General features: G+C 65.8%; 23 protein-coding genes. 16 read left to right on the top strand and 7 right to left on the bottom strand.

The genetic code is table 11. The annotated features are described in order from the left end of the window. Positions 1 to 4: 4 nt before the first annotated feature. The 4 genes from WBB14_RS31950 (at position 5) to lpxC (ending at position 4,598) form a co-directional block, all read left to right on the top strand. Complete coding sequence (locus tag WBB14_RS31950) at positions 5 to 829, top strand: cell division protein FtsQ/DivIB (protein ID WP_424243334.1); 825 nt, start codon at positions 5 to 7, stop codon at positions 827 to 829. Positions 830 to 833: 4 nt separating this feature from the next. Continuing rightward, positions 834 to 2,060: a cell division protein FtsA gene (gene ftsA, locus WBB14_RS31955; protein ID WP_006217473.1), complete on the top strand. Its 1,227-nt coding sequence runs from the start codon at positions 834 to 836 to the stop codon at positions 2,058 to 2,060. A gap of 189 nt (positions 2,061 to 2,249) precedes the next feature. Continuing rightward, a complete protein-coding gene (gene ftsZ, locus WBB14_RS31960) occupies positions 2,250 to 3,434 on the top strand; it encodes a cell division protein FtsZ (RefSeq protein ID WP_013391532.1) in 1,185 nt (394 codons plus the stop codon). Between the two features lie 240 nt (positions 3,435 to 3,674). Beyond that, positions 3,675 to 4,598, top strand: a complete 924-nt coding sequence (gene lpxC, locus WBB14_RS31965) for a UDP-3-O-acyl-N-acetylglucosamine deacetylase (protein WP_332013174.1) — start codon at positions 3,675 to 3,677, stop codon at positions 4,596 to 4,598. Positions 4,599 to 4,850: 252 nt separating this feature from the next. On the opposite strand, the gene WBB14_RS31970 is transcribed toward lpxC, so the two are convergent. Continuing rightward, on the bottom strand, positions 4,851 to 5,258 hold the full coding sequence (locus WBB14_RS31970; RefSeq protein ID WP_424243349.1) for a DciA family protein: 408 nt from the start codon (positions 5,256 to 5,258) through the stop codon (positions 4,851 to 4,853). 127 nt (positions 5,259 to 5,385) lie between these two features. Between WBB14_RS31970 and WBB14_RS31975 the strand changes: the two genes are divergently transcribed. The 9 genes from WBB14_RS31975 to WBB14_RS32015 all read left to right on the top strand — a co-directional run bounded on the left by WBB14_RS31975 (position 5,386) and on the right by WBB14_RS32015 (position 15,891). Beyond that, positions 5,386 to 6,357 (top strand): M23 family metallopeptidase, encoded by a 972-nt coding sequence (locus WBB14_RS31975; RefSeq protein ID WP_424243350.1) that lies wholly within the window; start codon positions 5,386 to 5,388, stop codon positions 6,355 to 6,357. Between the two features lie 191 nt (positions 6,358 to 6,548). Then, positions 6,549 to 9,284: a preprotein translocase subunit SecA gene (gene secA, locus WBB14_RS31980; protein WP_424243335.1), complete on the top strand. Its 2,736-nt coding sequence runs from the start codon at positions 6,549 to 6,551 to the stop codon at positions 9,282 to 9,284. Between the two features lie 14 nt (positions 9,285 to 9,298). Then, entirely contained in the window at positions 9,299 to 10,018 is a 720-nt protein-coding gene (locus WBB14_RS31985; RefSeq protein WP_424243336.1) for a VOC family protein, read from the top strand. Between the two features lie 200 nt (positions 10,019 to 10,218). Beyond that, positions 10,219 to 10,974: a GntR family transcriptional regulator gene (locus WBB14_RS31990; protein ID WP_424243337.1), complete on the top strand. Its 756-nt coding sequence runs from the start codon at positions 10,219 to 10,221 to the stop codon at positions 10,972 to 10,974. Continuing rightward, entirely contained in the window at positions 10,971 to 11,960 is a 990-nt protein-coding gene (locus tag WBB14_RS31995; RefSeq protein WP_424243338.1) for a tripartite tricarboxylate transporter substrate binding protein, read from the top strand. The genes WBB14_RS31990 and WBB14_RS31995 overlap by 4 nt, the downstream gene beginning before the upstream one ends. A gap of 61 nt (positions 11,961 to 12,021) precedes the next feature. Then, the gene (locus WBB14_RS32000) at positions 12,022 to 13,716 is read left to right on the top strand and encodes a thiamine pyrophosphate-binding protein (RefSeq protein WP_424243339.1); all 1,695 of its coding nucleotides are present in this window, start codon (positions 12,022 to 12,024) and stop codon (positions 13,714 to 13,716) included. Between the two features lie 69 nt (positions 13,717 to 13,785). Continuing rightward, positions 13,786 to 14,568, top strand: a complete 783-nt coding sequence (locus WBB14_RS32005) for an SDR family NAD(P)-dependent oxidoreductase (RefSeq protein ID WP_424243340.1) — start codon at positions 13,786 to 13,788, stop codon at positions 14,566 to 14,568. Positions 14,569 to 14,660: 92 nt separating this feature from the next. Beyond that, positions 14,661 to 15,119: an Lrp/AsnC family transcriptional regulator gene (locus tag WBB14_RS32010; protein WP_332014967.1), complete on the top strand. Its 459-nt coding sequence runs from the start codon at positions 14,661 to 14,663 to the stop codon at positions 15,117 to 15,119. 160 nt (positions 15,120 to 15,279) lie between these two features. Continuing rightward, positions 15,280 to 15,891: a gamma-glutamylcyclotransferase gene (locus WBB14_RS32015; protein WP_424243341.1), complete on the top strand. Its 612-nt coding sequence runs from the start codon at positions 15,280 to 15,282 to the stop codon at positions 15,889 to 15,891. Between the two features lie 14 nt (positions 15,892 to 15,905). Here WBB14_RS32015 and pagP read toward each other — a convergent pair whose 3' ends face one another. The 4 genes from pagP to WBB14_RS32035 form a co-directional block, all read right to left on the bottom strand. Then, the gene (gene pagP, locus WBB14_RS32020; RefSeq protein WP_424243342.1) at positions 15,906 to 16,460 is read right to left on the bottom strand and encodes a lipid IV(A) palmitoyltransferase PagP; all 555 of its coding nucleotides are present in this window, start codon (positions 16,458 to 16,460) and stop codon (positions 15,906 to 15,908) included. A 129-nt stretch (positions 16,461 to 16,589) separates the two neighbouring features. Then, a complete protein-coding gene (mgtE, locus tag WBB14_RS32025) occupies positions 16,590 to 18,062 on the bottom strand; it encodes a magnesium transporter (RefSeq protein WP_332014970.1) in 1,473 nt (490 codons plus the stop codon). Positions 18,063 to 18,072: 10 nt separating this feature from the next. Beyond that, complete coding sequence (locus WBB14_RS32030) at positions 18,073 to 18,483, bottom strand: acyl-CoA thioesterase (protein ID WP_013391547.1); 411 nt, start codon at positions 18,481 to 18,483, stop codon at positions 18,073 to 18,075. A 105-nt stretch (positions 18,484 to 18,588) separates the two neighbouring features. Then, positions 18,589 to 19,677: a YeiH family protein gene (locus WBB14_RS32035; protein ID WP_424243343.1), complete on the bottom strand. Its 1,089-nt coding sequence runs from the start codon at positions 19,675 to 19,677 to the stop codon at positions 18,589 to 18,591. Positions 19,678 to 19,797: 120 nt separating this feature from the next. Here WBB14_RS32035 and WBB14_RS32040 point away from each other — a divergent pair, with 120 nt between their 5' ends. After that, positions 19,798 to 20,691 (top strand): LysR family transcriptional regulator, encoded by an 894-nt coding sequence (locus WBB14_RS32040; RefSeq protein WP_424243344.1) that lies wholly within the window; start codon positions 19,798 to 19,800, stop codon positions 20,689 to 20,691. Between the two features lie 3 nt (positions 20,692 to 20,694). Here the strand turns inward: WBB14_RS32040 and WBB14_RS32045 are convergent, their stop codons facing one another. After that, on the bottom strand, positions 20,695 to 21,891 hold the full coding sequence (locus WBB14_RS32045; protein ID WP_424243345.1) for a M20 aminoacylase family protein: 1,197 nt from the start codon (positions 21,889 to 21,891) through the stop codon (positions 20,695 to 20,697). Between the two features lie 75 nt (positions 21,892 to 21,966). On the opposite strand from WBB14_RS32045, the gene WBB14_RS32050 reads away from it, so the two are divergent. Further along, positions 21,967 to 23,667, top strand: a complete 1,701-nt coding sequence (locus WBB14_RS32050) for an AMP-binding protein (RefSeq protein WP_424243346.1) — start codon at positions 21,967 to 21,969, stop codon at positions 23,665 to 23,667. 6 nt (positions 23,668 to 23,673) lie between these two features. Here the strand turns inward: WBB14_RS32050 and WBB14_RS32055 are convergent, their stop codons facing one another. Beyond that, the gene (locus WBB14_RS32055) at positions 23,674 to 24,549 is read right to left on the bottom strand and encodes an inositol monophosphatase family protein (protein WP_424243347.1); all 876 of its coding nucleotides are present in this window, start codon (positions 24,547 to 24,549) and stop codon (positions 23,674 to 23,676) included. Positions 24,550 to 24,692: 143 nt separating this feature from the next. On the opposite strand from WBB14_RS32055, the gene mnmD reads away from it, so the two are divergent. Next, a partial coding sequence (mnmD, locus tag WBB14_RS32060) for a tRNA (5-methylaminomethyl-2-thiouridine)(34)-methyltransferase MnmD (RefSeq protein WP_424243348.1) occupies positions 24,693 to 25,476 on the top strand: 784 nt, incomplete at its 3' end.

Here is a 25,476-nt window from a genome sequence, read left to right on the forward strand (position 1 = left end):
CTCTGTGTGGAACGACGCTCGCACCACCAACCTGATCGCCAACACGCTGGCCGTGCTGGCGGTTTGCGCCATGCTCGTCGCGGGCGTGGTGTGGGTCGTGCAACGCCCGTTCTTCACGCTGTCGGCGATCGAGCTGGAATCGATGCCGGACACCGAGCTGCACTACGTGTCCACGGGGGCGGTGCGGTCGGCGATCGCGGGCCGCTTCAAGGGCAATTTCTTCACGGTGGACCTGGACGACGCGCGCGAGATCTTCGAGTCGGTCCCGTGGGTCCGGCATGCCACGGTGCGGCGGATCTGGCCCAATGTGCTGCGCGTGCGGATCGAGGAACAGCAGCCCCTGGCGCTGTGGAACGAGAACCAGATGATCAACACCTGGGGCGAGGCGTTCACGGCCAACACGGGCGAGGTGGACGACGAGACCGTGTTGCCGCAATTCTCCGGTCCGGATGGCACCGAATCGCTGGTCGTGCAGCGCTACGCCGAATTGGCGCGCTGGTTCGCCCCGCTGGACATGCACGTGACACAGCTGGACCTGAGTCCGCGCTACGCCTGGCGCGTGGTGCTGTCGAACGGCATGTCGCTGGACCTGGGCCGCGATCCGGGCGCCGATGCGCCGGATCCGCATGGCTTGCCGGGCGCGCTGCCGTTCGCGGCCCGCATTCAACGTTTTGTGCAGGCGTGGCCCGCCGTGGCGGGGCGCCTGGAAGGGCGCACCGTGACGCAGGCCGATTTGCGCTATCCGAATGGTTTCGCCCTGGCGCTGGCCCCGTTGCCGCCGTCGGAAACCAAATCCAAATCCATACCGAAACCTCCCAAGAAACGCTAACGCCATGACCCGTGACATCAAGGACCTTATCGTCGCCCTCGATATCGGCACCAGCAAGGTGGTGGCTGTGGTGGCTGAAATTTTGCCTGAAGGGCGATTCGAAGTGCTCGGCCTGGGCCAGCACGAATCGCGCGGCATGCGCAAGGGCGTGGTCGTCAATATCGAGACCACTGTGAATTCCATCCAGCGCGCGCTTGAAGAAGCCGAGCTGATGGCAGATTGCAAGATTCGCGACGTCTACACCGGCATTGCCGGCAGCCATATCCGCAGCTTCAATTCCAGCGGCATGGTCGCCGTGAAGGACAAGGAAGTCACCGCCACCGACGTTGCCCGCGTCATCGAGACCGCCAAGGCGGTGAACATCCCGACCGACCAGCAGGTGCTGCACGTGCTGACGCAGGAGTTCATCGTCGATGGCCAGGAAGACATCCGCGAGCCCATCGGCATGAGCGGCCTGCGCCTGGAAGTGCGCGTGCACATCGTGACGGGCGCGGTCAGTGCCGCCCAGAACATCGTCAAGTGCGTGCGCCGCTGCGGCCTGGAAGTGCAGGACCTGATCCTGCAGCCCCTGGCCTCCAGCCTGGCCGTGCTCACCGCCGATGAAAAGGAGCTGGGCGTGGTGCTGGTCGACATCGGCGGCGGCACCACCGACGTGGCCATCTTCACCGGCGGCGCGATCCGCCATACCGCCGTGCTGCCCATCGCCGGCGACCAGATCACCAACGACATCGCCGCGATGCTGCGCACGCCCACGCCCGATGCCGAGGAAATCAAGCTGCGCTACGGCGTGGCCAAGCAGGTGCTGGCCAGCCCGGACGAGTCCGTGGAAGTGCCGGGCCTGGGCGATCGCGGCCCGCGCCAGGTCAAGCGCCAGGCACTGGGCGCGGTGATCGAGCCGCGCGTGGAAGAGCTGTTCACGCTGGTGCAGCAGGTCGTGCGCGATTCCGGCTACGAAGACCTGCTGGCTTCCGGCGTGGTCCTGACCGGCGGCTCGGCGCAGCTGCCCGGCATGATCGAACTGGCCGAGGACGTGTTCCTCAAGCCGGTGCGCGTGGCAGTGCCCGAATACGAAGGCAGCCTGGCCGACGTGATGCGCAATCCGCGCTTCTCGACGGTGATGGGCTTGTTGCAGGAAGCAAGAATGCAGCGCGTGCGCGGCCGCAAGGTCGCCGCCCAGACAGGCAATTTCAAGAGCCTGCTGGCGCGCATGAAGGAATGGTTCATGAACTGAGTTTCAAGGGGCAGGTTGGGGCCTGTCCTTGGTGCGGTCAGCGGCGGTAATGCGGACTGGGCCAGAAGAGGGGAGGCGCTTCAAACCCGTTGCGGGCCCGTCCGGCGACGAGTTTGAGGCGATTCACAAAACATAGGTTGGTTGGGGAATTTTTGTGATTTGCGAAATCGGACTTGTGAGGGAGTCATCATGATGAACTTTGAGATGCTTGAGAACAACACCAAAGGGACCGTTATCAAGGTCGTTGGTGTGGGCGGTGCGGGCGGCAATGCCGTCGCGCACATGATTCGCAGCGGTGTGCACGGGGTGGATTTCATCTGCGCCAACACCGATGCGCAGGCACTGGCGGCGACCAACGCTCCGGTGCAGATCCGTCTGGGCCGCACCGGCCTGGGCGCGGGCGCCAAGCCCGAGCAGGGACGCGCGTCGGCTGAAACCGCGCGCGAGGAGATCCGTGCCGCGCTGAATGGCGCGCATATGGTCTTCATTACCGCCGGCATGGGCGGCGGCACCGGCACCGGCGCAGGTCCGGTCGTGGCCGAAGTCGCCAAGGAACTGGGCATCCTGACCGTGGGCGTGGTCACCAAGCCTTTCACCTTCGAAGGCAACAAGCGCCTGAAGATGGCCGAGGACGGTATCTCGGAACTGGCCAAGCACGTTCATTCGCTCATCGTGGTGCTCAACGAGAACCTCTATGAACTGATGGACGAGGACGCGACGCAGGAAGACTGCTTCCGTTCGGCCGACGACATCCTGCACAACGCTTGCGCGGGCATCGCCGAAATCATCAACGTCGAAGGCAACGTCAACGTCGACTTCGAAGACGTCAAGACGATCATGGGCGAGCAGGGCCAGGCCATGATGGGCACGGCGTCGGCTTCGGGCGCGGACCGCGCCCGCGTGGCCGCCGAGCACGCCATCGCTTGCCCGCTGCTGGAAGGCGTGGACCTGAACGGCGCTCGTGGCGTGCTGGTCAACATCACCGCCAGCCGCTCGCTGAAGATGCGCGAAACGCGCGAAATCATGGAAACGATCCGCAGCTATGCTTCGGACGACGCGACCGTGATCTTCGGCACCGCCTACGACGAATCCATGGGCGAAAACCTGCGCGTGACCGTGGTTGCAACCGGCCTGGGCCGTGCGCAAGCGCGTCCGCAGCTGGTGCAGAACACCGCTGAAGTGCTGCGTACCGGCACCGACAACATGCCCATGGGCACGATGCCGGCTGGCGGTCAAGGCGATTACCGCAACCTGGATATGCCGTCTGTCATGCGCAACCCGCGCAGCCAGGCGTCGGCCCAGGTGCGTGCTCTGGAAAGCTCGGGCATGGATCATTTCGACATCCCGGCCTTCCTGCGCAAGCAAGCGGATTGAACCTAGGAGCCGATTTTCGGCTCTAAACGCACTCCCTCATCTCCGGCCTGCCTGTCCCCACAGGCAAGCCGGAGGCAGAGCGGTCCGTGTTTCCCTTGCACGGCTTCAATAAGGGACGGAGGTATCGGTCGATCCGGACGCCAAATGGCGCCAGGGATCGGACAGAGTTACAATACGTCAGTTACGCCGGCAATCTGCTCGTCATCTTGCCGGCTTCCTGGCTCAAATTCCCCAAGTCTCATGTTCCGACAGCGCAGCATTCAGAATCTCGTCCGCACGACAGGCGTCGGCGTCCACTCCGGACGGCGGGTCGAGCTCACTTTGCGCCCGGCACAACCGAATACGGGCATCGTTTTCCACCGCGTCGATCTGCCGCAGGTCGTGGATCTGCCCGCGCAGGCCACCGGCGTGGGCGATACGCGCATGGCATCGGTGCTGCAGCAGGGCAATGTCCGCGTCTCCACGGTGGAACACCTGATGTCGGCGCTGGCCGGCCTGGGCATCGACAATCTGCATATCGACCTCACTGCCGAAGAAGTCCCCATCATGGACGGCAGTGCGGCCACGTTCGTCTATCTGCTGCGCTCGGCGGGCATCGTTGAACAGAACGCGCCCAAGCAATTCATCCGCGTGCTGAAGCCGGTGGAAGTGCGCGAAGGCGAAGGCCGCAACGAGAAATGGGCCCGCCTGGAACCCCATGAGGGCTACGCGCTGGCGTTCTCGATCGACTTCCGTCACCCCGCCATCGATTCCACGGCCAATTTCGCCGAGATCGATTTCGCCACGCACTCGTATGTGCGTGAAATCGCCCGCGCGCGCACCTTCGGTTTCGTCAATGAAGTCGAGGCCTTGCGCTCCATGGGCCTGGCCCGCGGCGGCAGCCTGGACAACGCCATCGTCATGGACGAGTACCGCGTGCTCAATAGCGACGGGCTGCGCTACGACGACGAATTTGTAAAACACAAGATCCTGGACGCCATCGGCGACCTGTATTTGCTGGGCAAGCCCCTGGTGGCGCGCTACGTCGCGTGCAAGTCGGGCCACGGCCTGAACAACCAGTTGGCCCGCGCGCTGCTGGAGCAGCGCGATGCCTGGGAACTGATCACTTACGAATCCCAGGCTGAAGCGCCGCAGGCGTTCCGCCAAGAGTGGAAGCTGGCCTGAGAGGCTCTCCCCCTACCCGCTGATGCGGGCCCCCTCAAGGGGGCGACGCCTGCGGACCGGCAAAGCCGGCTCCGCGACGTCCGCGCTATCATTTTGCGCGGCTGGATCCCTGAGGACGCCCAGAGGATGTGACGGTCGTCATCCTCTCGCGCTTAAGGCGCAAACCGGTGGCAAACCATAGTAGGGATCCGTCCGAGAACTTGGTTTCGCTTCGTTTCCGGGGGCGCCGGATCAAGGACAACGCAGCCTGCTTCAGCTACTCTTGTGGTGCTTCAGTAGCTTGGCAACCGCGTCGGCCAGAGGGCCTGGCCGCAGGCTGTCGTGCAGTGTCTCGAACGCGCCCAGGGCGGTTTCGCCCAGTGGTTGCGCCTCTTTGGGAGGGCGCGGCTGGCGGGCGCCGGGTTTGGGCAAACCCGCTTGTACCTTGACGGCGATTTCGTTAAGGTTCCAGCCTTGGTCTGCCAAGGTCCGCGCGATGCGCGGTGCCAATTGACGCATCTTGGCCGCATGCGCGGCACTCGGCACCACCAGGTGGAGGCACTGGTTTTCCAGCTTGCCCACCTGGCATACGGCGCCCAGCGGGGCGGGCAGAACCGCCGCCACCGCGTACTGGATTTGCAAGTGCTTGCGGGCGGTCGCCAGAACGCCGGCGCCCCGCATGTCATGACCCAGCCATCCCAGGGCGGTATCTTCTTTCCGCCGGCTGGAACTGGAACGTTGACGGTATGAAGTGGGTCTATTCATGCCGGCTCTAAGAATTAGGAAGCAAACCTTGAAAATCGTGATTATGCACGCCCGCGACGGGCGGGACGGGCATTTCACCCTGGGCGGCGCGCGCCTCGCGCTGTTTCTGGGGGGCGCCTTGATCACGGCCGCCATCTTTGGCGCCGCGTTACAACGATACCTTACTCCGATCCTGCCGGCGGTACATACCGTGGGCTGGCCCTTGGCGGGCCAACCCGGGCGCGACGCCGATTTCCTGCGCGGAAACATGAATCTGCTGGCCGCCAAGGTAGGGGCGCTGCAGGCCAAGCTGGTAAGCATCGACGGCCTGGGCCAACGCGTGGCCAAGGTTGCTGGCGTGGCCTACACCGATCCCGAGCTGGCCAAGCAACTGGCCGTGGCGCAGCCCGAGGCGCTGACCCAGCCCGAAGCCACCCAGGTCATGGACGATTTGTTCACTGACCACCCGCCGCCCAGCGCGGCCTCGGCCGAGGCGTTGGGCCGCCAGCTCGACGAGATCCAGGCCAGGCTGGCCCAGCAGTCGGACAATCTGAAGCTGCTGGACGCGGCGCTGACCAAGCGGTCGGCGGACCAGGCGCGCATGCCGACAGCCATGCCCATCACCGATTACCCCTATCTCAGCTCATCGTATGGCTGGCGCCGCAACCCCGTGACCGGCCGCAGCGCCATGCACGAGGGCCTGGACTTCGCCGCGCCTCCGGGTACGCCCATCCTGGCGGCCTCGGGCGGGGTGGTACTGGAGTCCAAGTTCCAGCCGGGCTACGGCAATATGGTCGAGATCGATCACGGTGATGGCTTGATCACCCGTTACGCCCATGCTTCCTCCCTGATGGTGAAGCAGGGACAACTGGTCGAACGCGGCCAGCAGGTGGCCCGCGTGGGCAGTTCCGGCCGTTCCACCGGCCCGCATCTGCACTTCGAGGTCCGCCTGGCGGGACAGCCGTTGGACCCGCGGCTGTTCCTGGGACCGCATCAGACCGCGCCGCCTTCCGCGGTGGCCCACGCCGCGCAGTGAACCTGCAGCGTCCGCGCCGGTCAAACCGGCCGGCAGTGCTACCCTGTCCATAGGTTCAGGCTATTGCGCTCCAGGTGCGTTAAACTGGTTCGTTTCCCAGCGGACCCCCGCTCAACCAATAACATCAAGTCACGGGTGACGCTGCTCCGGCCTTTTGCAGGCGCGGTGTGGCTCGTGCGGCCGACATACGCATGGTTTCTCTGCTCAAAAAACTCATAGGCAGCCGCAACGACCGGCTGCTTAAGCAGTATCGCAAGCTGGTAACCCAGATCAATGGGCTCGAACCCAAGATCTCCGCGCTCTCCGATGCGGAGCTGGCGGCCAAAACCGAGGAATTCCGTTCCCGCCACGCCCAGGGCACATCCCTGGACGATCTGCTGCCCGAAGCTTTCGCGGTTGTGCGCGAAGCGGGCAAGCGGGTGTTCGGCATGCGCCACTTCGACGTGCAGATGCTGGGCGGCATCGCCCTGCACAGCGGCAAGATCGCCGAAATGCGCACGGGCGAAGGCAAGACGCTCATGGCGACGTTGCCGGTCTACCTGAATGCGATCGCCGGCAAGGGCGTGCACGTGGTCACGGTGAACGACTACCTGGCCCGCCGCGACGCCGAATGGATGGGACGCCTGTACCACTTCCTGGGCTTGAGCACGGGCGTGGTGGTGCCGCAGCAGCCCAACGAGGAAAAGAAGGCGGCTTACCTCGCCGACATTACCTACGGCACCAACAACGAGTTCGGCTTCGACTACCTGCGCGACAACATGGAGTACCGTGTTGAAGACCGTCGCCAGCGCGGGCTGTTCTACGCCATCGTCGACGAAGTGGATTCGATCCTGATCGACGAAGCCCGCACGCCGCTGATCATCTCCGGCCAGGCCGAAGACCACACCGAGCTCTACGTCCGCATGAACGCGGTGCCGCCGCTACTCAAGCGCATGGCCCACGAACCCAAGCCGCAGGAGCCGGAACCCGAAGGCGACTACTGGGTCGACGAAAAGAGCCAGCAGGTCTACCTGTCCGAAGCCGGGCACGAGAACGCCGAAGGCATCCTGTCGCGCCTGGGCATCCTGCCCGAGGGCGAATCGCTGTACGACCCGCGCCATATCGCGCTGATGCACCACCTGATGGTGGCGCTGCGCGCCAACACGCTGTTCTTCCGCGACCAGCAGTATGTGGTGCAGGACGGCGAAGTGGTGATCGTCGACGAATTCACTGGCCGCCTGATGGTGGGCCGCCGCTGGTCCGACGGCCTGCACCAGGCGGTCGAGGCCAAGGAAGGCGTGAAGATCCAGCACGAGAACCAGACGCTGGCGTCGATCACGTTCCAGAACTACTTCCGCATGTACGAAAAGCTGTCCGGCATGACCGGCACGGCCGACACGGAAGCCTACGAGTTCCAGGAAATCTACGGGCTCGAAACGGTCATCATCCCGACCAACAAGCCCATGGTCCGCAAGGACCAGAACGACCAGGTCTTCAAGACCGACGGCGAAAAATACAACGCCATCCTCGAAGACATCCGCGACTGCCACGAACGCGGCCAGCCGGTGCTGGTGGGCACCACCAGCATCGAAAACTCCGAGCTGCTGTCGGGCCTGCTGAAGAAGGCCAAGCTGCCGCACGAAGTGCTGAACGCCAAGCAGCACGCCCGTGAAGCCGAGATCGTCGCTGAAGCCGGCAAGCCAGGCCACATCACCATCGCCACCAACATGGCGGGCCGCGGCACCGACATCGTGCTGGGCGGCAGCGTCGACAAGCAGGTCGACCTGATCCGCGCCGACGAGGCGCTGTCCGAGGCTGAAAAGGACGCTCGCATCGCGAAGGTGCGCGCCGATTGGAAGCCGCTGAACGAGCAGGTCAAGGCCGCCGGCGGCCTGCGCATCATCGGCACCGAACGCCACGAATCGCGCCGTATCGACAACCAGCTGCGCGGCCGTGCCGGCCGCCAGGGCGATCCGGGTTCGTCGCGCTTCTATCTGTCGCTGGAAGACTCGCTGATGCGCATCTTCGCGGGCGACCGGGTGCGCGCCATCATGGAACGCCTGAAGCTGCCCGAGGGCGAGCCCATCGAGGCCGGCATGGTGACGCGTTCGATCGAGACGGCGCAGCGCAAGGTGGAAGGCCGCAACTTCGACATCCGCAAGCAATTGCTGGAGTACGACGACGTCGCCAATGACCAGCGCAAGGTGCTGTATTCGCAGCGCAATGACGTGCTGGAAGCCGCCAGCGTGAGCGCCACCGTGCAGAACCTGCGCGATGCCGCCGTGACCGACATGGTCAACACCTACGTACCGCCGGAATCGGTGGAAGAACAGTGGGACGTGCCGGCGCTGCAGAATGCGCTGGAAGGCGACTGGCACCTGCAACTGCCGCTGACGGAAATGCTGGAAAAGGAAACCAGCCTGACCGACGACGACCTGCGCGAGCGCGTGGTGAGCGCCGCGCGCGACGCCTACCAGGCCAAGGTCGACCAGGTGGGCACGGAATCTTGGGCGCAGTTCGAGCGTTCGATCATGCTGCAGGCGATCGATACGCACTGGCGTGAGCACCTGTCGGCGCTGGATTACCTGCGCCAGGGCATCCATCTGCGCGGCTATGCGCAGAAGAACCCCAAGCAGGAATACAAGCGCGAAGCCTTCGAGCTGTTCTCGGGCATGCTGGACCGCATCCGCGACGACGTGGTCAGGGTGCTGATGACGGTGCGCGTGCAGTCGCAGGAACAGGTCGAACAGGCCGAGGCCGAAGCGGCGCAGCCGCACGTGCAGAACGTGCAGTACCACCATTCCGACTACGACGAAGCGTTGGCCCAGTCCGAACCGGAAAGCGGTGCGCAGCCCGTGCGCAATGCCTTGCCCAAGGTCGGCCGCAACGACCCGTGCCCTTGCGGCAGCGGCAAGAAGTTCAAGCAGTGCCACGGCAAGCTCGTCTGATCCAGGAGCCATCCATGCTGCATTCCGTCGGCCGCACTGAATTCGACCATGCCGTGGTCATGGTGCGCGACCGGCTGGATGCGCTGGCTCCGCATTTCGAACGCCAGGGGTTCCACCTCAGCGACAAGGCGGTGCACAACCTGGGATCGTGCAACCGGCTGATCGTGCTGGAAGGCACGTATGTCGAACTGCTGGGCTGGCCGCCCGGCGCGCCGCCCGCCCGCAAGGAAATCGCCGAGTCGCCGTTCGGGCTGGAGGCGCTGGTGTTCCGCACGTATGACGCCGAAGCCACCCGCGAGCGCCTGCTGGCGGCTGGGTTTGCCGTCAACCCGGTCCAGGAACTGAGCCGTGCCGCCATGCTGGACGGCCAGGAAGTGCAGGCCCGTTTCCATACCGTGCGTTTTGCCGAGCAGCCCTTGCCCGGCATCCGCATGTATTTCTGCCGCCATCTGACGCCCGAGTGCGTGTGGTCGCCCGAACTCATGGCGCATTCCAACGGTGCGCGCAGCTTGCTACGCATCGATGCGCGGGCGCCCGATGCGCGCGCGGTGGCCGAGCGCCTGGCGCTGGTGGCCGGCGTGAATGCCGAGGCCGCTGGCGGCGGCTGGGATGTGCCGCTGGCGAATCTGCGCATCCATGTGAGTCAGGACGCGGCAGCGGCGGGGCCCATGCTCTCGACGCTGACCCTTGAAAACAGGGACGGCGCCCACTACACGCTGGATACCGGCCTGTAAGCGTCAGGCGGCAGGCGCCGCCGCAGGAAAGAATGAACCGCCCGCAACGTCTGCGTTGCGGTTTTTTTTTCGCCTGCGTTTTGCCGTTCGTTAGGGGCGGGGAGGCCGGCGTCCGGGGAAACCCGGGCTATTGCTCGAACTGTATGCACTTTAGTATGCATTTCATTCCCGATGATCCAATCGAGCGCAGGTGATCAGGCATGGCCCAAGCGGCAATTGCAATCCGGCCCGCAGCGCGCACCAAGGAAGCGCTGGCGGAGTTGTATGGCGCGGTCAAGGCGATGGCCGTGCGCTTCGATTTCAAACCCGGCGAACGCATCAATGAGGTGGAGCTGGCCCGCAGGCTGAACGTCAGCCGCACGCCATTGCGCGAGGTGCTGAACCAGTTGATGGTGGAAGGGTTTCTGACGCGCTCGGTCAACCGTGGTTTCATCGCCCGCCTGCTCGACGCCAAGCAGATCCACAGTCTCTACGAATACCGCGCCGTGCTGGAGGCGGGCATCGTGCGCGCGGCCTGCGAACGCGCCAGCGACGAAGAACTGGCCAGCCTGCGGGAGTTCGTGGAGCGGTCCCGCGACGTGCCCGAGGACAGCGACGCCACTCGCCTGTTGGAACTCGACGAGGCCTTCCATTTGACGTTGGCCCGCTACTCGCGCAACGAGGAATTCGTGCGCGCACTGGAAAGCGTCAACGCCCGCATCCATTTCGTGCGCTGGATCGACATGCAGCAAGGGCGCCGCAGCCATACGCAGGGCGAACACATGCGCATCGTCGAAGCGTTGGCGCGGCGCGATATCGAGGCCTTGCCGGGCCTGATGAGCGCGCACATCGGCCGTCGCCTGGACCAGATCACCGACGTCATACGTACCGGTTTTTCCACAATCTACATGCGGGACCAGGCCGAACCCGCCGCGGCAGCGCCGGCCAACACCATACAGGCAGGGGAAAATTCATGAATCACAGGATAAAGCGTGGACTGGCTGCGCTATGCATGCTGTCCGCCACGGCGGGGGGCTTTGTCGCCGCGCCGGCCGCCGCCGCGGAGGAACGGCCGCTGATATTGGTCGTGCCGTATCCCCCTGGAGGCAGTACCGACATCCTGGCGCGCATCCTGCAGCCGCGCCTGTCGCAGCAACTGGGCGGCCGCGCGGTCGTGGTTGAAAACCGCCCGGGTGCGGCCAGCCAGATCGCCACCGCATTCGTGGCGCGCGCCGAACCCGATGGCAACACCTTGCTGGTCAGCTTCGACAACCACGGCATCAACCCCGCCGTGAAGCCCAAGCTGCCGTACGACACGTTCAAGGACTTCGTCGCCATATCGCAGACCGTGCGCTTTCCGCTGGTGCTGGGCGCCAATCCCAGTGTGCCCGGGGATAATCTGAAGGAGTTCCTGGCCGCCGCGGCCAAGCAGCCGCCCAACAAGTTCAACTACGCCTCGACGGGCGTGGGCTCGCTGAACCATCTGGCGCCCGAAGAACTCAAGCGCCTGTCGAAGGTCGAGTTGCTGCATGTGCCGTATGGTGGCGGCGGACCGGCCATCCAGGCGGTGGTGGGTGGCCAGGCCAGCATGACCTGGCTGAGCTTCGCCGCCCTGCGCGGCCAGATCCAGGCCGGCAAGATCAAGCCACTGGCGGTGGCGGGCGATAAGCGCCTGGCCGACCTGCCCAATGTGCCGACGGTGGCGGAATCGGGTTTCCCCGGCTTTGTCGCCTATTCCTGGAGCGGCATGTTCGCGCCCAAGGGCACGCCGGAAGCGACGGTGAAAAAGCTGACCGCCGATTTCAAGGCCGTGCTGGCCGATCCGGAAATCCGCAAGAAGATCACGGACGCGGGCTTCGAGATCGTGGCCTCCGATGGCCCGGCGCTGGACGCCTACGTGAAGTCGGAATACGACCGCTGGAGCGCCTTCATCAAGAGCAGCAACATCAATCTGGACAACTGAACCACGCGTGGCCGGCGGAATGCCGCTCGGCCACCGCGCGTGCAACACAAGTGGAGATGACATGGAAAACATGACCGGCGCCGAAGCCATGGTGCGCATGCTGCAGCACAACGGCGTCAAGCACATTTTCGGCCTGTGCGGCGATACCAGCTTGCCGTTCTACGACGCGCTGTACCGGCTGGACCACGGCATGCAGCACATCCTGACGCGCGATGAGCGCAGCGCCGGCTACATGGCGGACGCCTATGCCCGCGTGACCGGCAAGGTCGGCGTGTGCGAAGGCCCCAGCGGCGGCGGCGCGACCTATCTGCTGCCCGGCCTGGTGGAGGCCAATGAATCGTCCATCCCGGTACTCGGCATCACCTCGGACGTGGCGGTGGGCTCGCGCGGCAAGTATCCGCTGACCGAGCTGGACCAGGAAGCGCTGTACCGTCCGCTGACCAAATGGAACCGCACCATCGACCGCGCGGACCAGATTCCCGGCATGGTGCGCGCGGCCTTCCGCGCCATGACGACGGGCAAGCCCGGCGCCGCCCATCTGTGCTTTCCGTACGACGTGATGAAGCAGCAGGTGGACGCGTCCGATGTCTGGGCCCAGCCCGAGCACGGACGTTTCCCCGCCATGCGCTACGCGCCGGATCCCTTGGACGTCGCGCGCGCCGCGCAGCGGCTGGTCGGCGCGCGGGCGCCGGTGATCATCTGTGGCGGCGGCGTGGTCATCGCTGGCGCCAGCGGCGCCTTGCAGGAATTGGCTGAGTCGCTCAAGGCCGCGGTCTGCGTAACCGTGAGCGGGCAGGGCAGCCTGGCTGACAACCATCCCCTGAATGCGGGCGTGGTCGGCTCCAACGGCGGCGTGATGGCGACGCGCGACGTGGTGGCCGCGGCCGACGCGGTACTGTTCGTCGGCTGCCGCGCCGGTTCGACCTCCACCGAGCACTGGCGCTTCCCCAACCGCAACGTGCCCATCCTGCACATCGACATCGATCCCATGGTGATCGGTGCCAATTACCTGACCGAGGTCGGCATGGTGGGCGACGCCAAGCTGGCGCTGGAAGCCCTGGGCGTGGAGGTGGCGGCGCGCCTGGCGCACCGTCCTGCGGATGCCGCCGACGGCGCGGTGCTGGCCGGCCGCGCCAAGGAGGCCCGCCGGGCGCAGCTGGAGCCGCTGGCCCACAGCCTGGACGCACCCATCCGTCCGGAGCGCGTGGTGCAGTCCCTGAACCGCCTGCTGCCGGATGACGCGGTGGTTTGCGCCGACCCCGGCACGCCTTGCCCGTATTTCTCCGCCTACTATGACGTGTCGCGCCCCGGCCGTCATTTCATCACCAACCGCGCGCATGGCGCGCTGGGCTTTTCCATGTCGGCCGCCCTGGGCGCCTGGGTCGGCCGGCCCCAGTCCAAGTGCGTGTCGGTGATGGGCGACGGCAGCTTCGGCTTCACGGTGGGCGAACTGGAAACCATCGTGCGGCACAAGGCGCCGCTATTGATGGTGGTGTTCTCGAACTCGGTCTATGGCTGGATCAAGGCCAGCCAGAAGGCGGGCTACGACAAGCGCTATTACAGCGTGGACTTCAATCGCACCGACCATGCCCGCATCGCGGAAGCCTATGGCGTCAAGGCCTGGCGCGTGGAGGATCCGGCCAAGCTGGATGCCGCCATCAAGGCGGCAATGGAGCATGACGGCCCGGCGCTGATCGACGTGGTGGCGCAGCCCTTGCAGGATGCGGCGGCGCCGGTCAGCCAGTGGATGGGCTGATAGGGCAGTCCTATACTGGTTCGCGTTGGCGGCGCTCGCCGCCAACGCGCAATCACAGGAGAGTCGGGCATGGATCTGGGCATCAGCGGCAAGACGGCACTGGTATTCGGCGGCAGCCGGGGCATGGGCCGGGCGTGCGCTCTGCAATTGGCGCGGGAAGGCGTGGCGGTCACGATCGCCGCCCGCAATCCCGCCACGCTGGAGCAGGCCGCGGCCGAGATATCGCATGAAACCGGGATAGGGGTGGGCTGGGTGTCGGCCGACCTGACGCAGGCGCAAGGCCGGGACGCGGCCATGGCGGCCTGTCCGCATCCCGACATCCTGATCAACAACGCGGACGGCCCGCTGCCGGGGGACTTCCGCAACTGGAGCCATGACGACTGGATTGCCGCGCTGGACGCCATGATGCTGGGGCCCATCGACATGATCCGCCGGGTGGTGGACGGGATGATGCAGCGGCGCTTCGGGCGCATCGTGAACATCGTGTCGCGCAGCGTCAAGGCGCCGCACGCCGAGCTTGGCCTGTCCAATGGCGCGCGCTCGGGCCTGATCGGCTTCGTCAGCGGCCTGGCGCGCCAGACCGTGCGCCACAACGTCACCATCAACAACTTGCTGCCCGGCGCCTTCGCCACGGATGCGCAGGTCAGGCACATACAGGGCATGCTGGATCAGTCTGGCGGCAAGAGCTTCGAGCAGCTCTGGGACGAGCGCGGGCGCGCGAATCCGGCGGGCCGCTACGGCCAGCCCGAAGAACTGGGCGCGCTTTGCGCCTATGTCTGTTCCGCGCAGGCTGGCTACATGACGGCGCAGAACATCCTGATCGACGGCGGCGGTTACCCCGGCACGTACTGAGGCTGGCGATCCGGCGCCTCGGGGCGCCGCTCCAAGCTGGACGCGGGCAGGCGGAACAGGCAACATTGGGGCCGATCCAGCCGAGGAAACCCATGGACCAGACGGACATCAAGATACTGGCCTTGCTGCAGAAGGATGCCACCTGTTCGGTCGCCGAGATCGCCGAGCAGGTGCATCTGTCCGTCACGCCTTGCTGGCGCCGCATCCAGAAGCTGAAGGATGACGGCGTCATCGCCCGCAACGCCATCTTGCTGGATCCTCGCGCGCTGGGCCTGAACCTGACCGTCTTCGTGTCCATCAAGACCAGCCAGCACAACGAGAAATGGACCCAGAGCCTGATCAACGCCGTGATGGCCCTGCCCAACGTGGTGGAGTTCCACCGCATGGCGGGCGACGTCGATTACCTGCTCAAGGTCGTGGTCGAGGACATGGCGGCCTATGACCGCTTCTACCGGCGCCTGATCGGCGCGGTGGACCTGCTGGACGTCAGCGCCAGCTTCTCGATGGAAGTCATCAAAAGCACCACCGAATTGCCGCTGGACGCGGTGTAGGCGGGCGCGCGCAATTTTTTTTCCATGGCGGGGCGCGGCGGGGATGCAAATTCCATTCGGCCCGCGCGCCAGACCTCATCACGCAATTCTTTTGCGCGGGCTACGGCGTAGGATATCCCCCACTCCCATCATGGGATGAATCGGGATATCAGAGGATCCTATGTCGTTGGCAGTACCCGCCGGCTGCGCCGGTACGGAAACTTCGCGGCGCGCGCTTTCGGTGGATGACCTGTTGGTCGGCTGGAACGGCGTCGACGATCTGTGGGTGTTCGCCTACGGATCCCTGATATGGCACCCCGGCTTCACCTGGCTCGAACGACGGCTGGCGACGGTGCGCGGCTATCACCGGTCTTTGTGCTTGTGGTCGCACGATCATCGCGGTTCGCCCGACAATCCTGGCCTGGTATTCGGCCTGGACCGCGGCGGCTGTTGCCGCGGCGTGGCTTTCCAGATCGCCGCCTGCGACGTGCTCGCGGTATTCCAGGCGCTGTGGCGCCGCGAGATGATCACGGGCGCCTACTCGCCGCGCTGGCTCACCTGCCATACGGAAGCCGCGCCGGTGCGGGGGCTGGTATTCCTGTTGAACCGGGCCTGCCAGGAGTATGCGGCCGGGCTGAGCGACGACCGCCTGCTCGCGTCGGTGCGCAATGCCGTGGGCCATTCGGGGCCTTGCCTGGACTATGTCGTGGAGACCGAGCGCGCCCTGCGCGCGCATGGCATCGACGATTGGCGCCTGGGCGATCTGGTGCGCAGGCTGGGCCAGGCCTTCTGAGGCTTGCGGGCGCGTCAGAAGCGCCAGCGGCCGAACATGAACAGCACGTTGCCCGCTCCCGCGGAACCCGGGATGTAGGTCGCGTATAGCATCGTGTCCTTGTAGCTTGCGCTCACGAGCGGCAGGATGCCGGGGAACGGCACATAGCTCATGATGTCGTGGCGGGCCGTCAGGAAGACGGTATAACCCGCGCCCAAGCGGAAGTTCTCGCTGACCCGCCCGATCTTCAGGAAGCCGTAGCCGGCAATGGGTTCGACCTTGCTGTGCGAATCGAGGAAGGCCATGGCGTACAGGCCCTGCCAGTCGCCGTCTTCGTCGTAGATGCTGCGGCCGTAGCCGCCGCCCCAGGCCAACTCGTTGAAGCTGTCGATCTTCTCTTTGCTGTAGGTGGCCCGGTTGTGCCACGAGTAGCCGGTCAGGTACAGGTCATTGCCGCCCTCGGTCCAGATCTGGTCGAGGCGGTTGCAGGCCGACTTGGCCCATGAGGGCATGCTGTCACAGGCTTGGGCGGTGGCGGCGAAGGTGGCGAGCAGCAGGCAAAGGATTGCCGCCCGGAATCTTGCAGTCATTGTGAGCACTGAAGGGAGGAAGATGACAATCCCATTACTGTAATGGAACGGTCGTCATCCACCCTGTCAGCTAGCTGTCAAGCAGGCCTCGCCAGAGGGAAGCTGGTTTTTTTTACCGTTGTATCCGGGCTACAGCAGGAAAATCGTCGCCAGGCCAAGAAAGATGAAGAACCCCAGCGAATCGGTGGCAAAGGTCAGGAGCACCGATGAGCCCATCGCGGGATCCTTGCCGAAGCGTGCGCGCACCATCGGCACCAGCACGCCCACCGACGCGCCGACCAGCATGTTGCAGATCATGGCGGCCATCATCACCAGCGCGATGGATAGCGAATGCGAAATCGCCCAGGCAAACAAGGCGGCGACCAGGCTGCCGCACAGCCCCACCATCAGGGTGACGAGGAGTTCGCGCTTGACCAGCTGCCACAGGTTGCGGCCGGTGATCCGCCCCATGGCCAGGGCCCGGATGATCAGGGTCATGGTCTGGTTGCCGGAGTTGCCGCCGATGCCGGCCACGATGGACATCAGGAACGCCAGGATGACGATCTGGCTGACCGTGCCTTCGAACTGGGAGGCCACGAAAGAGGCCGTGGCGGCGGTACAGAGGTTGAATAGCAGCCAGGGGGCGCGGTTGCGCAGGGCCGTGGCGACGGGGGCGAAAATGTCTTCTTCCTGCAGGCCGGCGCGCGACAGCGCCTGTTCCTGGGAGTCTTCGCGCATCACGTCGACCACGTCGGCGATGGTGACGCGGCCGATCAGGCGGCCCTGGTCGTCCATGACCGGCGCGGAGACCAGGTCGTAGCGTTCAAAGGCGCCGGCGGCGTCCGCGTCGGAGTCCAGCGGGTTGAGCGCGAGGAAATCCGAGTTCATCACCGCGCTCACTTCGGTTTCGGGCTCGCTGACCAGCAGTTTCGACAGGGGCAGGATGCCTTGCAGCTTGTCCTGGCGGTCCACCACGAAGATCTGGTCGGTGTGGTCGGGCAGCTCGTGCAGCCGGCGCAGGTAGCGCAGCACCACTTCCAGCGTCACGTCCTCGCGCACCCGGACCATCTCGAAGTCCATGATGGCGCCCACGCTGTCCTCCGGATAGCCCATGGCCTCCAGCAACTGCGCGCGTTCCTCTTCGGTCAGGCCTTTCTGGACTTCGGCCACCACGTCGGGCGGCAGGTCGGGCGCCAGGTCGGCCAGCTCGTCGGCGTCCATGTTGCCGGTAGCGGCGACCAGGTCCTGGCGGTCCATCGCCTCGATCAGCGATTCCCGCACCCAGTCTTCGACTTCCAGCAGCACGTCCGCGTCGTGCTCGGGGCTGACGAGTTTCCAGATGGCTTGCCGTTCGTCCTTGGGCAGCGATTCCAGGATGAAGGCGATGTCGGACGGATGCAGGCCGTCCAGCAGGGTCTTGAGTTCGGCTTCGTGCTGGCGATGCACCAGATCTTCGACCAGCGAGGCCTTGGAGTCGCCTTCTTCCTGGCGATGCACCAGGTCGGCGACCAGTTGTTGGCGGCGCAGGCGTTCCTGCACTTCCGCCAGCGCGTGTTGGGCGTCTTCCGGGTCGAGGCGGCGGGGCGTCGCGGGCGGTTTCTGCGCGGCGGCGGACTGCGTCATGCGATACGGCTCAAAGAGTAGGGAGGGGACGGCGGCGGCGGGCTTCGTCGGTGGCGACGTAGGTCAGCGTGGCCTCGGTGACCTTGACGATCTCGGCGTCCAGCCGCTGGCGTTCCGCGTAGACCTCGACGGACACCGTGACCGAGGTCGTGCCGGTTTTGGTGATGGCTGCGTAGAAACTGAGCAGGTCGCCCACGAACACCGGCTCTTTGAATTGGAAGGCATTGACCGCGACGGTGGCCACGCGTCCGGCTGCGCGGCGCGCGGCGGGGATCGATCCGGCGATGTCGACCTGGGACATGATCCAGCCGCCAAAAACGTCCCCGTGGATATTGGCGTCCGCCGGCATCGGCATGACGCGCAATACCGCGTCGCGATCGGCGGGCAAAGTCGTAAACGGGGTTTTGGTGCTGGAGGTCATGCGGCCGACTCCACTGCTAGGGAACCAGCCGATTATGCAGGAAAAACGCGACAGCGGCGTGCATGCGCAAAGCCCGCCGCGGCGCTGGGCGCGGCGGGCCGGGGATCAGGACGCCAGCTTGACGATGCCGTAGCCGCCGACCAGCAGCCAGAGGTACAGGATCAGGCCCAGCGCCATCACCCGGGGGCCGGCCTTGCGGATCTGGGCGAAACGGGTTTCGATGCCCAGCGCGGTCATGGCCATGGTCAGGGCGAAGACGTCCAGACGGCGGATGGCGGCCACGGCGTCCGGGGGGATGATGTTCAGCGAATTGATGATGGCCAGCACCAGGAAGCCTACCGCGAACCAGGGAATGGGCAGCTTGGCGCCCTTGGCCTGGCCGCCGGCGGCATGCGAGGCCGCGCTGCGCAGATACATGCCCAGAATCAGCAGGACCGGCACCAGCAGGGCCACGCGGGTCATCTTCACGATGGTGGCGACTTCAGTGGTGGCGGGGTCGATATTGCTGGCCGCGCCGACGACCTGGGCCACTTCATGGATGGTGCCGCCGATGTAGATGCCCAGCGCCTGGGTATCGAAATTCAGCCAGCCCGCATGGTAGAGCACCGGGTAAAGGAACATGGACAGGGTGCCGAACAGCACCACGGTGGCTACGGCTACCGCGCTCTTGTGGGGGGCGGCCCGCAGCGTGGGCTCGAAGGCCAGCACGGCGGCGGCGCCGCAGATGGCGCTGCCTGCGGCGGTCAGCATGGCAGTGTCGCGGTCCAGGCCCAGCAGGCGCTGGCCCACCACCGTGCCGAGCACCAGGGTGCCCACCACTACCGCCACCGAGACCGCCAGTCCGGGCAGGCCCACCGCGGCGATCTGTTGGATGCTGATGTTCAGGCCGTAGAAGGCCACGGCGATGCGCAGCAGGCGCCGCGCGGTGAAGTTCACGCCCACGCCCCAGTCGGCCGGCATGGTGCCGCGCAGGAAGTTGCCGTAGAGCATGCCGCAGACGATGCCCACCACCAGCGGCGAAAAGCCCAGTTGACGAATGGCGGGCAGGTCCGCCAGTTGCATCACCGCGCCGGCCAGCAGGCCGACGAACAGCACGCCATTGAGCTTGTCGCGCCAGGGCGTGGCGGCGGGAGGCGTTACCGGCGTGGCTGGCGTGGCGGGTAGGGGGACGGCGGTGCTGGTGGAGGTACTCATGGCTGGCCTTTGGGAGGAGGCATATCTAAATAACTTCCCGAAATATTAATTTGCGGCCTACTATTTGAAAAATCTTTATTTCGGATATGTAATATCAATAATTCTGATGTTTAGGCGGCCATGACCCCGGACCAGCTACTTACCTTCGCCAGCGTGGCCGATGCCGGCAACATCAGCCGCGCCGCGCAACAGTTGAACCTGTCCCAGCCCGCGGTTTCCGGCCAGCTGCGGATGTTGCAGGAATGGTTCGGCGAGCCGCTGTACCGCCGCAGCGGCCACGGCATTGCGCTGACCGAGGCCGGCGAACGCCTGGCCGAGCAGGCTCGCCAGTTGCGCCAGGTGTACCGACAGGCGCAGGCGGTGCGCGAATCGTGGCGCGGACTGGAAACCGGCGATCTGCGCCTGGGCGCCAGCACCACCCCCGCCAGCTACTTGCTGCCGAGCCTGGTGGCGGATTTCCGCCATGCCTTCCCGGCGGTCAGCCTGCATCTGTCCGACGGCAATACGCGTGAAATCGTTGAACGCCTGCCGGCCCTGGATCTGGCGTTCATCGAGGGCGACGTGCCTACGGGCCTGCCCGCGGATACCGCGGTGCATGCCTGGCGCCAGGACGAAGTGGTGGCGGTGGTGCGCGCGGACCACGCGCTGGCGAGCAAAGGGGCGGTGACGCTGCGCGACCTGGCGGCATCGGCGCTGATCATGCGCGAACCCGGTTCGGGCGTGCGCCGGCTGGTGGAGCGCGCATTTGCGGATGCAGGCCTGGCGCCGTCGGTGGGCCTGGAGCTGGCCGGCGTCGAGGGGGTGAAGCAGGCGGTGCGAGCCGGACTGGGCGTGGGCTTCGTATCTGTCATGTCGATGCGGCACGAGGATGGGGCCCTGGCGGCCTTGCGCCTGTTGCCCCGGCCGCTGACGCGGACCCTGAGCATCCTGGTGCCGCATGCGGATGCGGCCGCCCGCGCCGCCGAACGCTTCCTGGCGATGTGCCTGGCGGTCGGGACGGCGGAGGGCGTTTGACGATCAGGCCTTGGCCAGGCGCTTGAGCGCCAATTGGACCCAGTAGGTGCCGCCCAGCGGCAGCAGCTCGTCGTTGAAGTCGTAGCTGCCGTTGTGCAGCATGCAGGGACCGAGGCCGTGGCCGCTGTCGCGGTGGTCGCCGGTGCCGTTGCCAATCCAGACATAACAGCCCGGCAGTTCCTGCAGCATGAAGGCGAAATCTTCCGCGCCCATGGTGGGTTGCACGTGGTCGTTGACGTTGGCCTCGCCGACGATGTCGCGCAGCACGTCGGCGCAGAACGCGGCTTCTTCGGCGTGGTTGATGGTCGGCGGATAGTTGCGCTGGAACGTGAATTCGACTTCGCAGTCCATCGCCGCGCAGGTGTGGCGCGCGATCTCTTCCATACGGCGTTCGATCAGGTCCAGCACGTCCAGCGTGAAGGTGCGCACGGTGCCGCGCAATTCGGCGTGGTTGGGCACGACGTTGTCGGCGCTGCCGGCGTGGATCTGCGTGATGCTGAGCACCGCCGCGTCCAGCGGATTGCGGTTGCGCGTGATGATGGTCTGCAGCGATTGCGCCAGTTGCACCGCCGCCATGACCGGATCGACGCCCAGATTGGGCATGCCGGCGTGCGTGCCCTTGCCCTTCACGATGATGGAGAACTCGTTGCTGGAGGCCATGATGGGGCCGGCCGTCAGGCCGAACTGGCCGGGCTTCATGCCGGGCCAGTTGTGCATGCCGAACACTGCTTCCATGGGGAAGCGCGTGAACAGGCCGTCGTCGATCATGCGCTTGGCGCCGCCGCCGCCTTCTTCCGCGGGCTGGAAGATCACGTAGACCGTGCCGGCGTAATCGCGGTGCTGCGACAAGTATTGCGCGGCGGCCAGCAGCATGGCCGTGTGGCCGTCGTGGCCGCAGGCGTGCATCTTGCCGGCGTTGGTGCTGGCGTGCGCGAAGGTGTTGGCCTCCTGCATGGGCAGGGCGTCCATGTCGGCGCGCAGGCCCACGGCGCGCTCGCCCGGCAGCTTGCCGCGGATGATGCCGACCACGCCCGTGCCGCCCAGGCCGCGGTCGATTTCAATGCCCCATTCCTCGAGCTTCGCGGCGACCACGTCGGCGGTGCGGAACTCTTCGAAAGCCAGTTCGGGATGCGCGTGGATGTCGCGTCGGATCTTGGAAATGTCGTGATGCCACGCGACGATGGGTTCGAGCAGTTTCATGGAGCTCTCGGGCGAAAAAAGGGAACGCAACAAGGGTATCATCAATCAAAAACCAATTTAATGGAGACAAATACCATGATGCGTCCGTGGCTTGCCCATTATCCGCAGGGGGTTCCAGCGGAGATATCCACAGAGGGTTATGCCTCCCTGACTGACTTGCTGGACCGGGCCTGCAAGCAGTACGCCTCGCGCATCGCCTGCACCGCGATGGGCAGCGACATCACCTATGCGCAACTCGACGCCCACGCGCAGGCATTCGCCGGCTGGCTGCAAAGCAAGGGCCTGTCCAAGGGCGAGCGGGTGGCATTGATGATGCCGAACGTGCCGGCCTATCTGGTCAGCATGCTGGGCACGCTGCGCGCGGGCCTGGTCGTGGTGAACGTGAATCCGCTTTACACCGCCGAAGAGCTGCAGCGGCAGCTGCAGGACAGCGGCGCGTCGGCCATCGTCATCCTGGAGAACTTCGCGCACACCTTGCAGCGGGTCACGGACCGCGGACAGCTCAAGCACATCATCGTGACCGGCCCCGGCGATCTGCTCGGCGGCCTGAAGGCGCCGCTGGTGAACCTGGCCGCGCGCTATATCAAGAAGATCGTTCCCGCTTGGCAGATCGATGGCGCCCACAAGCTGCCCGATGTGCTGCGCGACGGCGCGCGCCAGCGCTTTGCGCCGCCGGCGCTGTCGATGGACGACGTGGCGGTGCTGCAATACACCGGCGGCACCACCGGCGTGCCCAAGGGCGCGATGCTGTCGCATCGCAACCTGGTGGCCAATGTGCTGCAGACCGAAGCGGTGGCCCAGCCCGTGGTGCATGACCTGGCGGACCAGCAGCTCACCATCATCAGCGCGCTGCCGCTCTACCACGTGTTCGCGATGACCGTGTGCGGGCTGTATGGCCTGCATGCGGGCATGCGCAACGTCCTCATCATCAACCCGCGCGACCAGCCTGCGCTCATCAATGCGTGGCGCAAGGTTCCCATCAATTTGTTCCCCGGCGTCAATACGCTGTTTAACGCGCTGGCGCACAACGACGACTTCGCCCGGCTGGACTTTTCGGCCCTGCGGCTGACCTTGGGCGGCGGCATGGCGGTGCAGCAGCAGGTCGCCGAACGTTGGCTGAAGATCACGGGCAGGCCGCTGATCGAAGGCTATGGCCTGTCGGAAACCTCGCCGGTGGCCACCGTGAATCCCACCAACGCGACCGCCTACTCGGGCTCCATCGGCTTGCCGCTGCCGTCCACCGATGTGGCCATCCTGGACGACGAAGGCCGCGAAGTGCCACTTGGCGAACGTGGCGAAGTGGGTATCCGCGGACCTCAGGTCATGCTGGGATACTGGCAGAAGCCCGAGGAAACCCGGCATTCCATGACGGCCGATGGATACTTCCGCACGGGCGACATCGGCATCATGGACGAGCAGGGCTATACCCGCATCGTCGACCGCAAGAAGGACATGATCGCCGTGTCGGGCTTCAAGGTCTATCCGAACGAGGTCGAGGCGGCCGTGGCTCAGCACCCCGGCGTGCTGGAGTGCGCGGCCATCGGCGTGCCGGACGAACACTCGGGCGAGGCCGTCAAGGTGTTCGTGGTGCGGCGGGATCCGACGCTGACCGAGGCGCAGATCCAGGATTGGTGCCGCGATAAGCTCACCGGCTACAAGCGTCCGCGCTACGTGGAGTTCCGCGACGAGCTGCCCAAGAGCAATGTGGGCAAGATACTGCGCCGGGAGCTGCGTCCCGATGCGGTCGCCGGCGCACCCACGGGCACGGCGGCGTAAGGGCCGTCAGTCCTTCTTGTCCAGGTGCGGCGCGATCATGTCGTGCAAGGCGCGTTCGATGGCCTTGTTGCCCGCCACGACGCGCCCGCCGATGGGCCAGGGATCCTGCCGGTGCATGTCGGAACATGCACCGCCCGCCTCGCGCAGGATCAGCGTGCCGGCTGCCACGTCCCACGGCGCCAGGCCCATTTCCCAGTAGCCGTCGTAGCGGCCGCAAGCGGTCCATGCCAGGTCCAACGCGGCCGCGCCCATGCGGCGCACGCCGCGGGCGCGGTTGATGGCGTCATGCAGCATGGGCATGTATTGCGCGGCGAATGAAAAATCGCGGAAGGGAAAGCCGGTGGCCAGCACCGCGTCTTCGATGGTCGGCGTGCGCGAGCACTTGATGCGCCGGCCGTTGAGCCACGCGCCCAGGCCGTAGACCGCGGTAAAGAGTTCCTCGCGGCTGGGGTCGTACACCACGCCGACCACGGGCGTGTCCTCGGCCAGCGTTTCGGTGGCCGATATGGCGGTGCCGGCGTGCGCGATCAGGGCGATCGACACCGCGTAATGCGGAATGTCGTGGAGGAAGTTGGTGGTGCCGTCCAGTGGATCGATGTACCAGGTGGCGCGGCCTTGCGGCTTGCCGCCGGTCTCTTCGGCGACGATGCCAAACTTGGGCGTGCGCGCTTGCAGCTCCTGGATAATGGCGGCCTCCGCCTCGCGGTCCGCCTGGGACACGAGATCGTTGCGCGCCTTGCGGTCGATCACGAGATCCGCGCGGTGATGCGCGTAGGATTGCAGTATGGCCGCGCCGGCATGGGCCGCCGTGACTGCCGCGTCGATCGCGGCACACAGGTCGATGGGCGAGGTCTGCGAACGGGGCTGATCGTAGGTATCCATGAAACCAGTGTAAGCCTATGTATGCGTCAAGTCCGTGGCGGCGCGCCGAATCCGCCTCGCTGCGTGGCGTCCGCCCAACGCAGCCGCATCCGATAATCCGCGCTGATTCCCATTCTCCATTTTCGTCCGTCACCGCCGTTTCCATGCCCCTTACCTATGCTCCCCTGATCCCTGCCAAGGCTGAATTCGATGCCGACGGGCGGCTCTACAGCCCCGCTTATGGCGATGTCTACCATTCGCCATCGGGCGCGCTGGGACAGGCGGAGCACGTGTTCCTGCGGGGCAACGACCTGCCCGAGCGTTGGCGTGGACGCCGCGCGTTCACGGTTTGCGAAACAGGCTTCGGCCTGGGACTGAACTTCCTGGCCCTCTGGCAAGCATGGCGCGACGATCCCCAGCGCAGCGCCGCGCTGCATGTGGTGTCGCTGGAAGGGCACCCCTTCGACTGCGAAGACCTGGCGACCCTGCTGGCGCGCTACGCGCCCGAACCGTTGGCTGGCCTGGGGCGGCAACTGGCGGCGCAATGGCCGATCCTGTTGCCTGGATTGCATCGTCTGGAGTTCGAGGGCGGCGCCGTCACGCTGACGCTGGGCTTCGGCGATGCGCAGGTCCTGGCGTCCCGCCTGAGCGCCAGCGTGGACGCATTCTTTCTGGACGGCTTCGCGCCCGACCGCAATCCGCGGATGTGGGAGCTGCCATTGCTGCGCGACCTGGCCAGGCTGGCGGCGCCCGGTGCCACGTTGGCCACATGGGCCTGCACCGGCGAGTTGCGCCAGGCCTTGCAGGCGGCGGGTTTCGAGGCGCGGCGAGCGTCCGGCTACGGCGGCAAGTGGCATATGACCGTGGCGACCGCAGTCAAGCAGGGCAGCGCGGCGCCGAGCGTCCCGGACGGGGATTCCCGCCTTGCCGTGGTGGTGGGGGCGGGGC

It is taken from the genome of Achromobacter sp., from assembly GCF_049647645.1.
Lineage (GTDB): Bacteria > Pseudomonadota > Gammaproteobacteria > Burkholderiales > Burkholderiaceae_B > Achromobacter.

Bases quoted from the DNA above. Each gene is read 5' to 3' on its own strand.
- WBB14_RS32000 (WP_424243339.1), top strand. From the start codon at position 12,022: ATGGAAAACATGACCGGCGCCGAAGCCATGGTGCGCATGCTGCAGCAC.
- WBB14_RS31990 (WP_424243337.1), top strand. From the start codon at position 10,219: ATGGCCCAAGCGGCAATTGCAATCCGGCCCGCAGCGCGCACCAAGGAA.
- WBB14_RS32055 (WP_424243347.1), bottom strand. From the start codon at position 24,549: ATGGATACCTACGATCAGCCCCGTTCGCAGACCTCGCCCATCGACCTG.
- WBB14_RS32010 (WP_332014967.1), top strand. From the start codon at position 14,661: ATGGACCAGACGGACATCAAGATACTGGCCTTGCTGCAGAAGGATGCC.
- WBB14_RS31995 (WP_424243338.1), top strand. From the start codon at position 10,971: ATGAATCACAGGATAAAGCGTGGACTGGCTGCGCTATGCATGCTGTCC.
- WBB14_RS32050 (WP_424243346.1), top strand. From the start codon at position 21,967: ATGATGCGTCCGTGGCTTGCCCATTATCCGCAGGGGGTTCCAGCGGAG.
- ftsZ (WP_013391532.1), top strand. From the start codon at position 2,250: ATGATGAACTTTGAGATGCTTGAGAACAACACCAAAGGGACCGTTATC.
- WBB14_RS32045 (WP_424243345.1), bottom strand. From the start codon at position 21,891: ATGAAACTGCTCGAACCCATCGTCGCGTGGCATCACGACATTTCCAAG.
- WBB14_RS32005 (WP_424243340.1), top strand. From the start codon at position 13,786: ATGGATCTGGGCATCAGCGGCAAGACGGCACTGGTATTCGGCGGCAGC.
- pagP (WP_424243342.1), bottom strand. From the start codon at position 16,460: ATGACTGCAAGATTCCGGGCGGCAATCCTTTGCCTGCTGCTCGCCACC.
- WBB14_RS31975 (WP_424243350.1), top strand. From the start codon at position 5,386: ATGCACGCCCGCGACGGGCGGGACGGGCATTTCACCCTGGGCGGCGCG.
- WBB14_RS31985 (WP_424243336.1), top strand. From the start codon at position 9,299: ATGCTGCATTCCGTCGGCCGCACTGAATTCGACCATGCCGTGGTCATG.
- ftsA (WP_006217473.1), top strand. From the start codon at position 834: ATGACCCGTGACATCAAGGACCTTATCGTCGCCCTCGATATCGGCACC.
- WBB14_RS31970 (WP_424243349.1), bottom strand. From the start codon at position 5,258: ATGCGGGGCGCCGGCGTTCTGGCGACCGCCCGCAAGCACTTGCAAATC.
- mgtE (WP_332014970.1), bottom strand. From the start codon at position 18,062: ATGACGCAGTCCGCCGCCGCGCAGAAACCGCCCGCGACGCCCCGCCGC.
- WBB14_RS32035 (WP_424243343.1), bottom strand. From the start codon at position 19,677: ATGAGTACCTCCACCAGCACCGCCGTCCCCCTACCCGCCACGCCAGCC.
- WBB14_RS32015 (WP_424243341.1), top strand. From the start codon at position 15,280: ATGTCGTTGGCAGTACCCGCCGGCTGCGCCGGTACGGAAACTTCGCGG.
- WBB14_RS32030 (WP_013391547.1), bottom strand. From the start codon at position 18,483: ATGACCTCCAGCACCAAAACCCCGTTTACGACTTTGCCCGCCGATCGC.
- WBB14_RS32040 (WP_424243344.1), top strand. From the start codon at position 19,798: ATGACCCCGGACCAGCTACTTACCTTCGCCAGCGTGGCCGATGCCGGC.
- lpxC (WP_332013174.1), top strand. From the start codon at position 3,675: ATGTTCCGACAGCGCAGCATTCAGAATCTCGTCCGCACGACAGGCGTC.
- secA (WP_424243335.1), top strand. From the start codon at position 6,549: ATGGTTTCTCTGCTCAAAAAACTCATAGGCAGCCGCAACGACCGGCTG.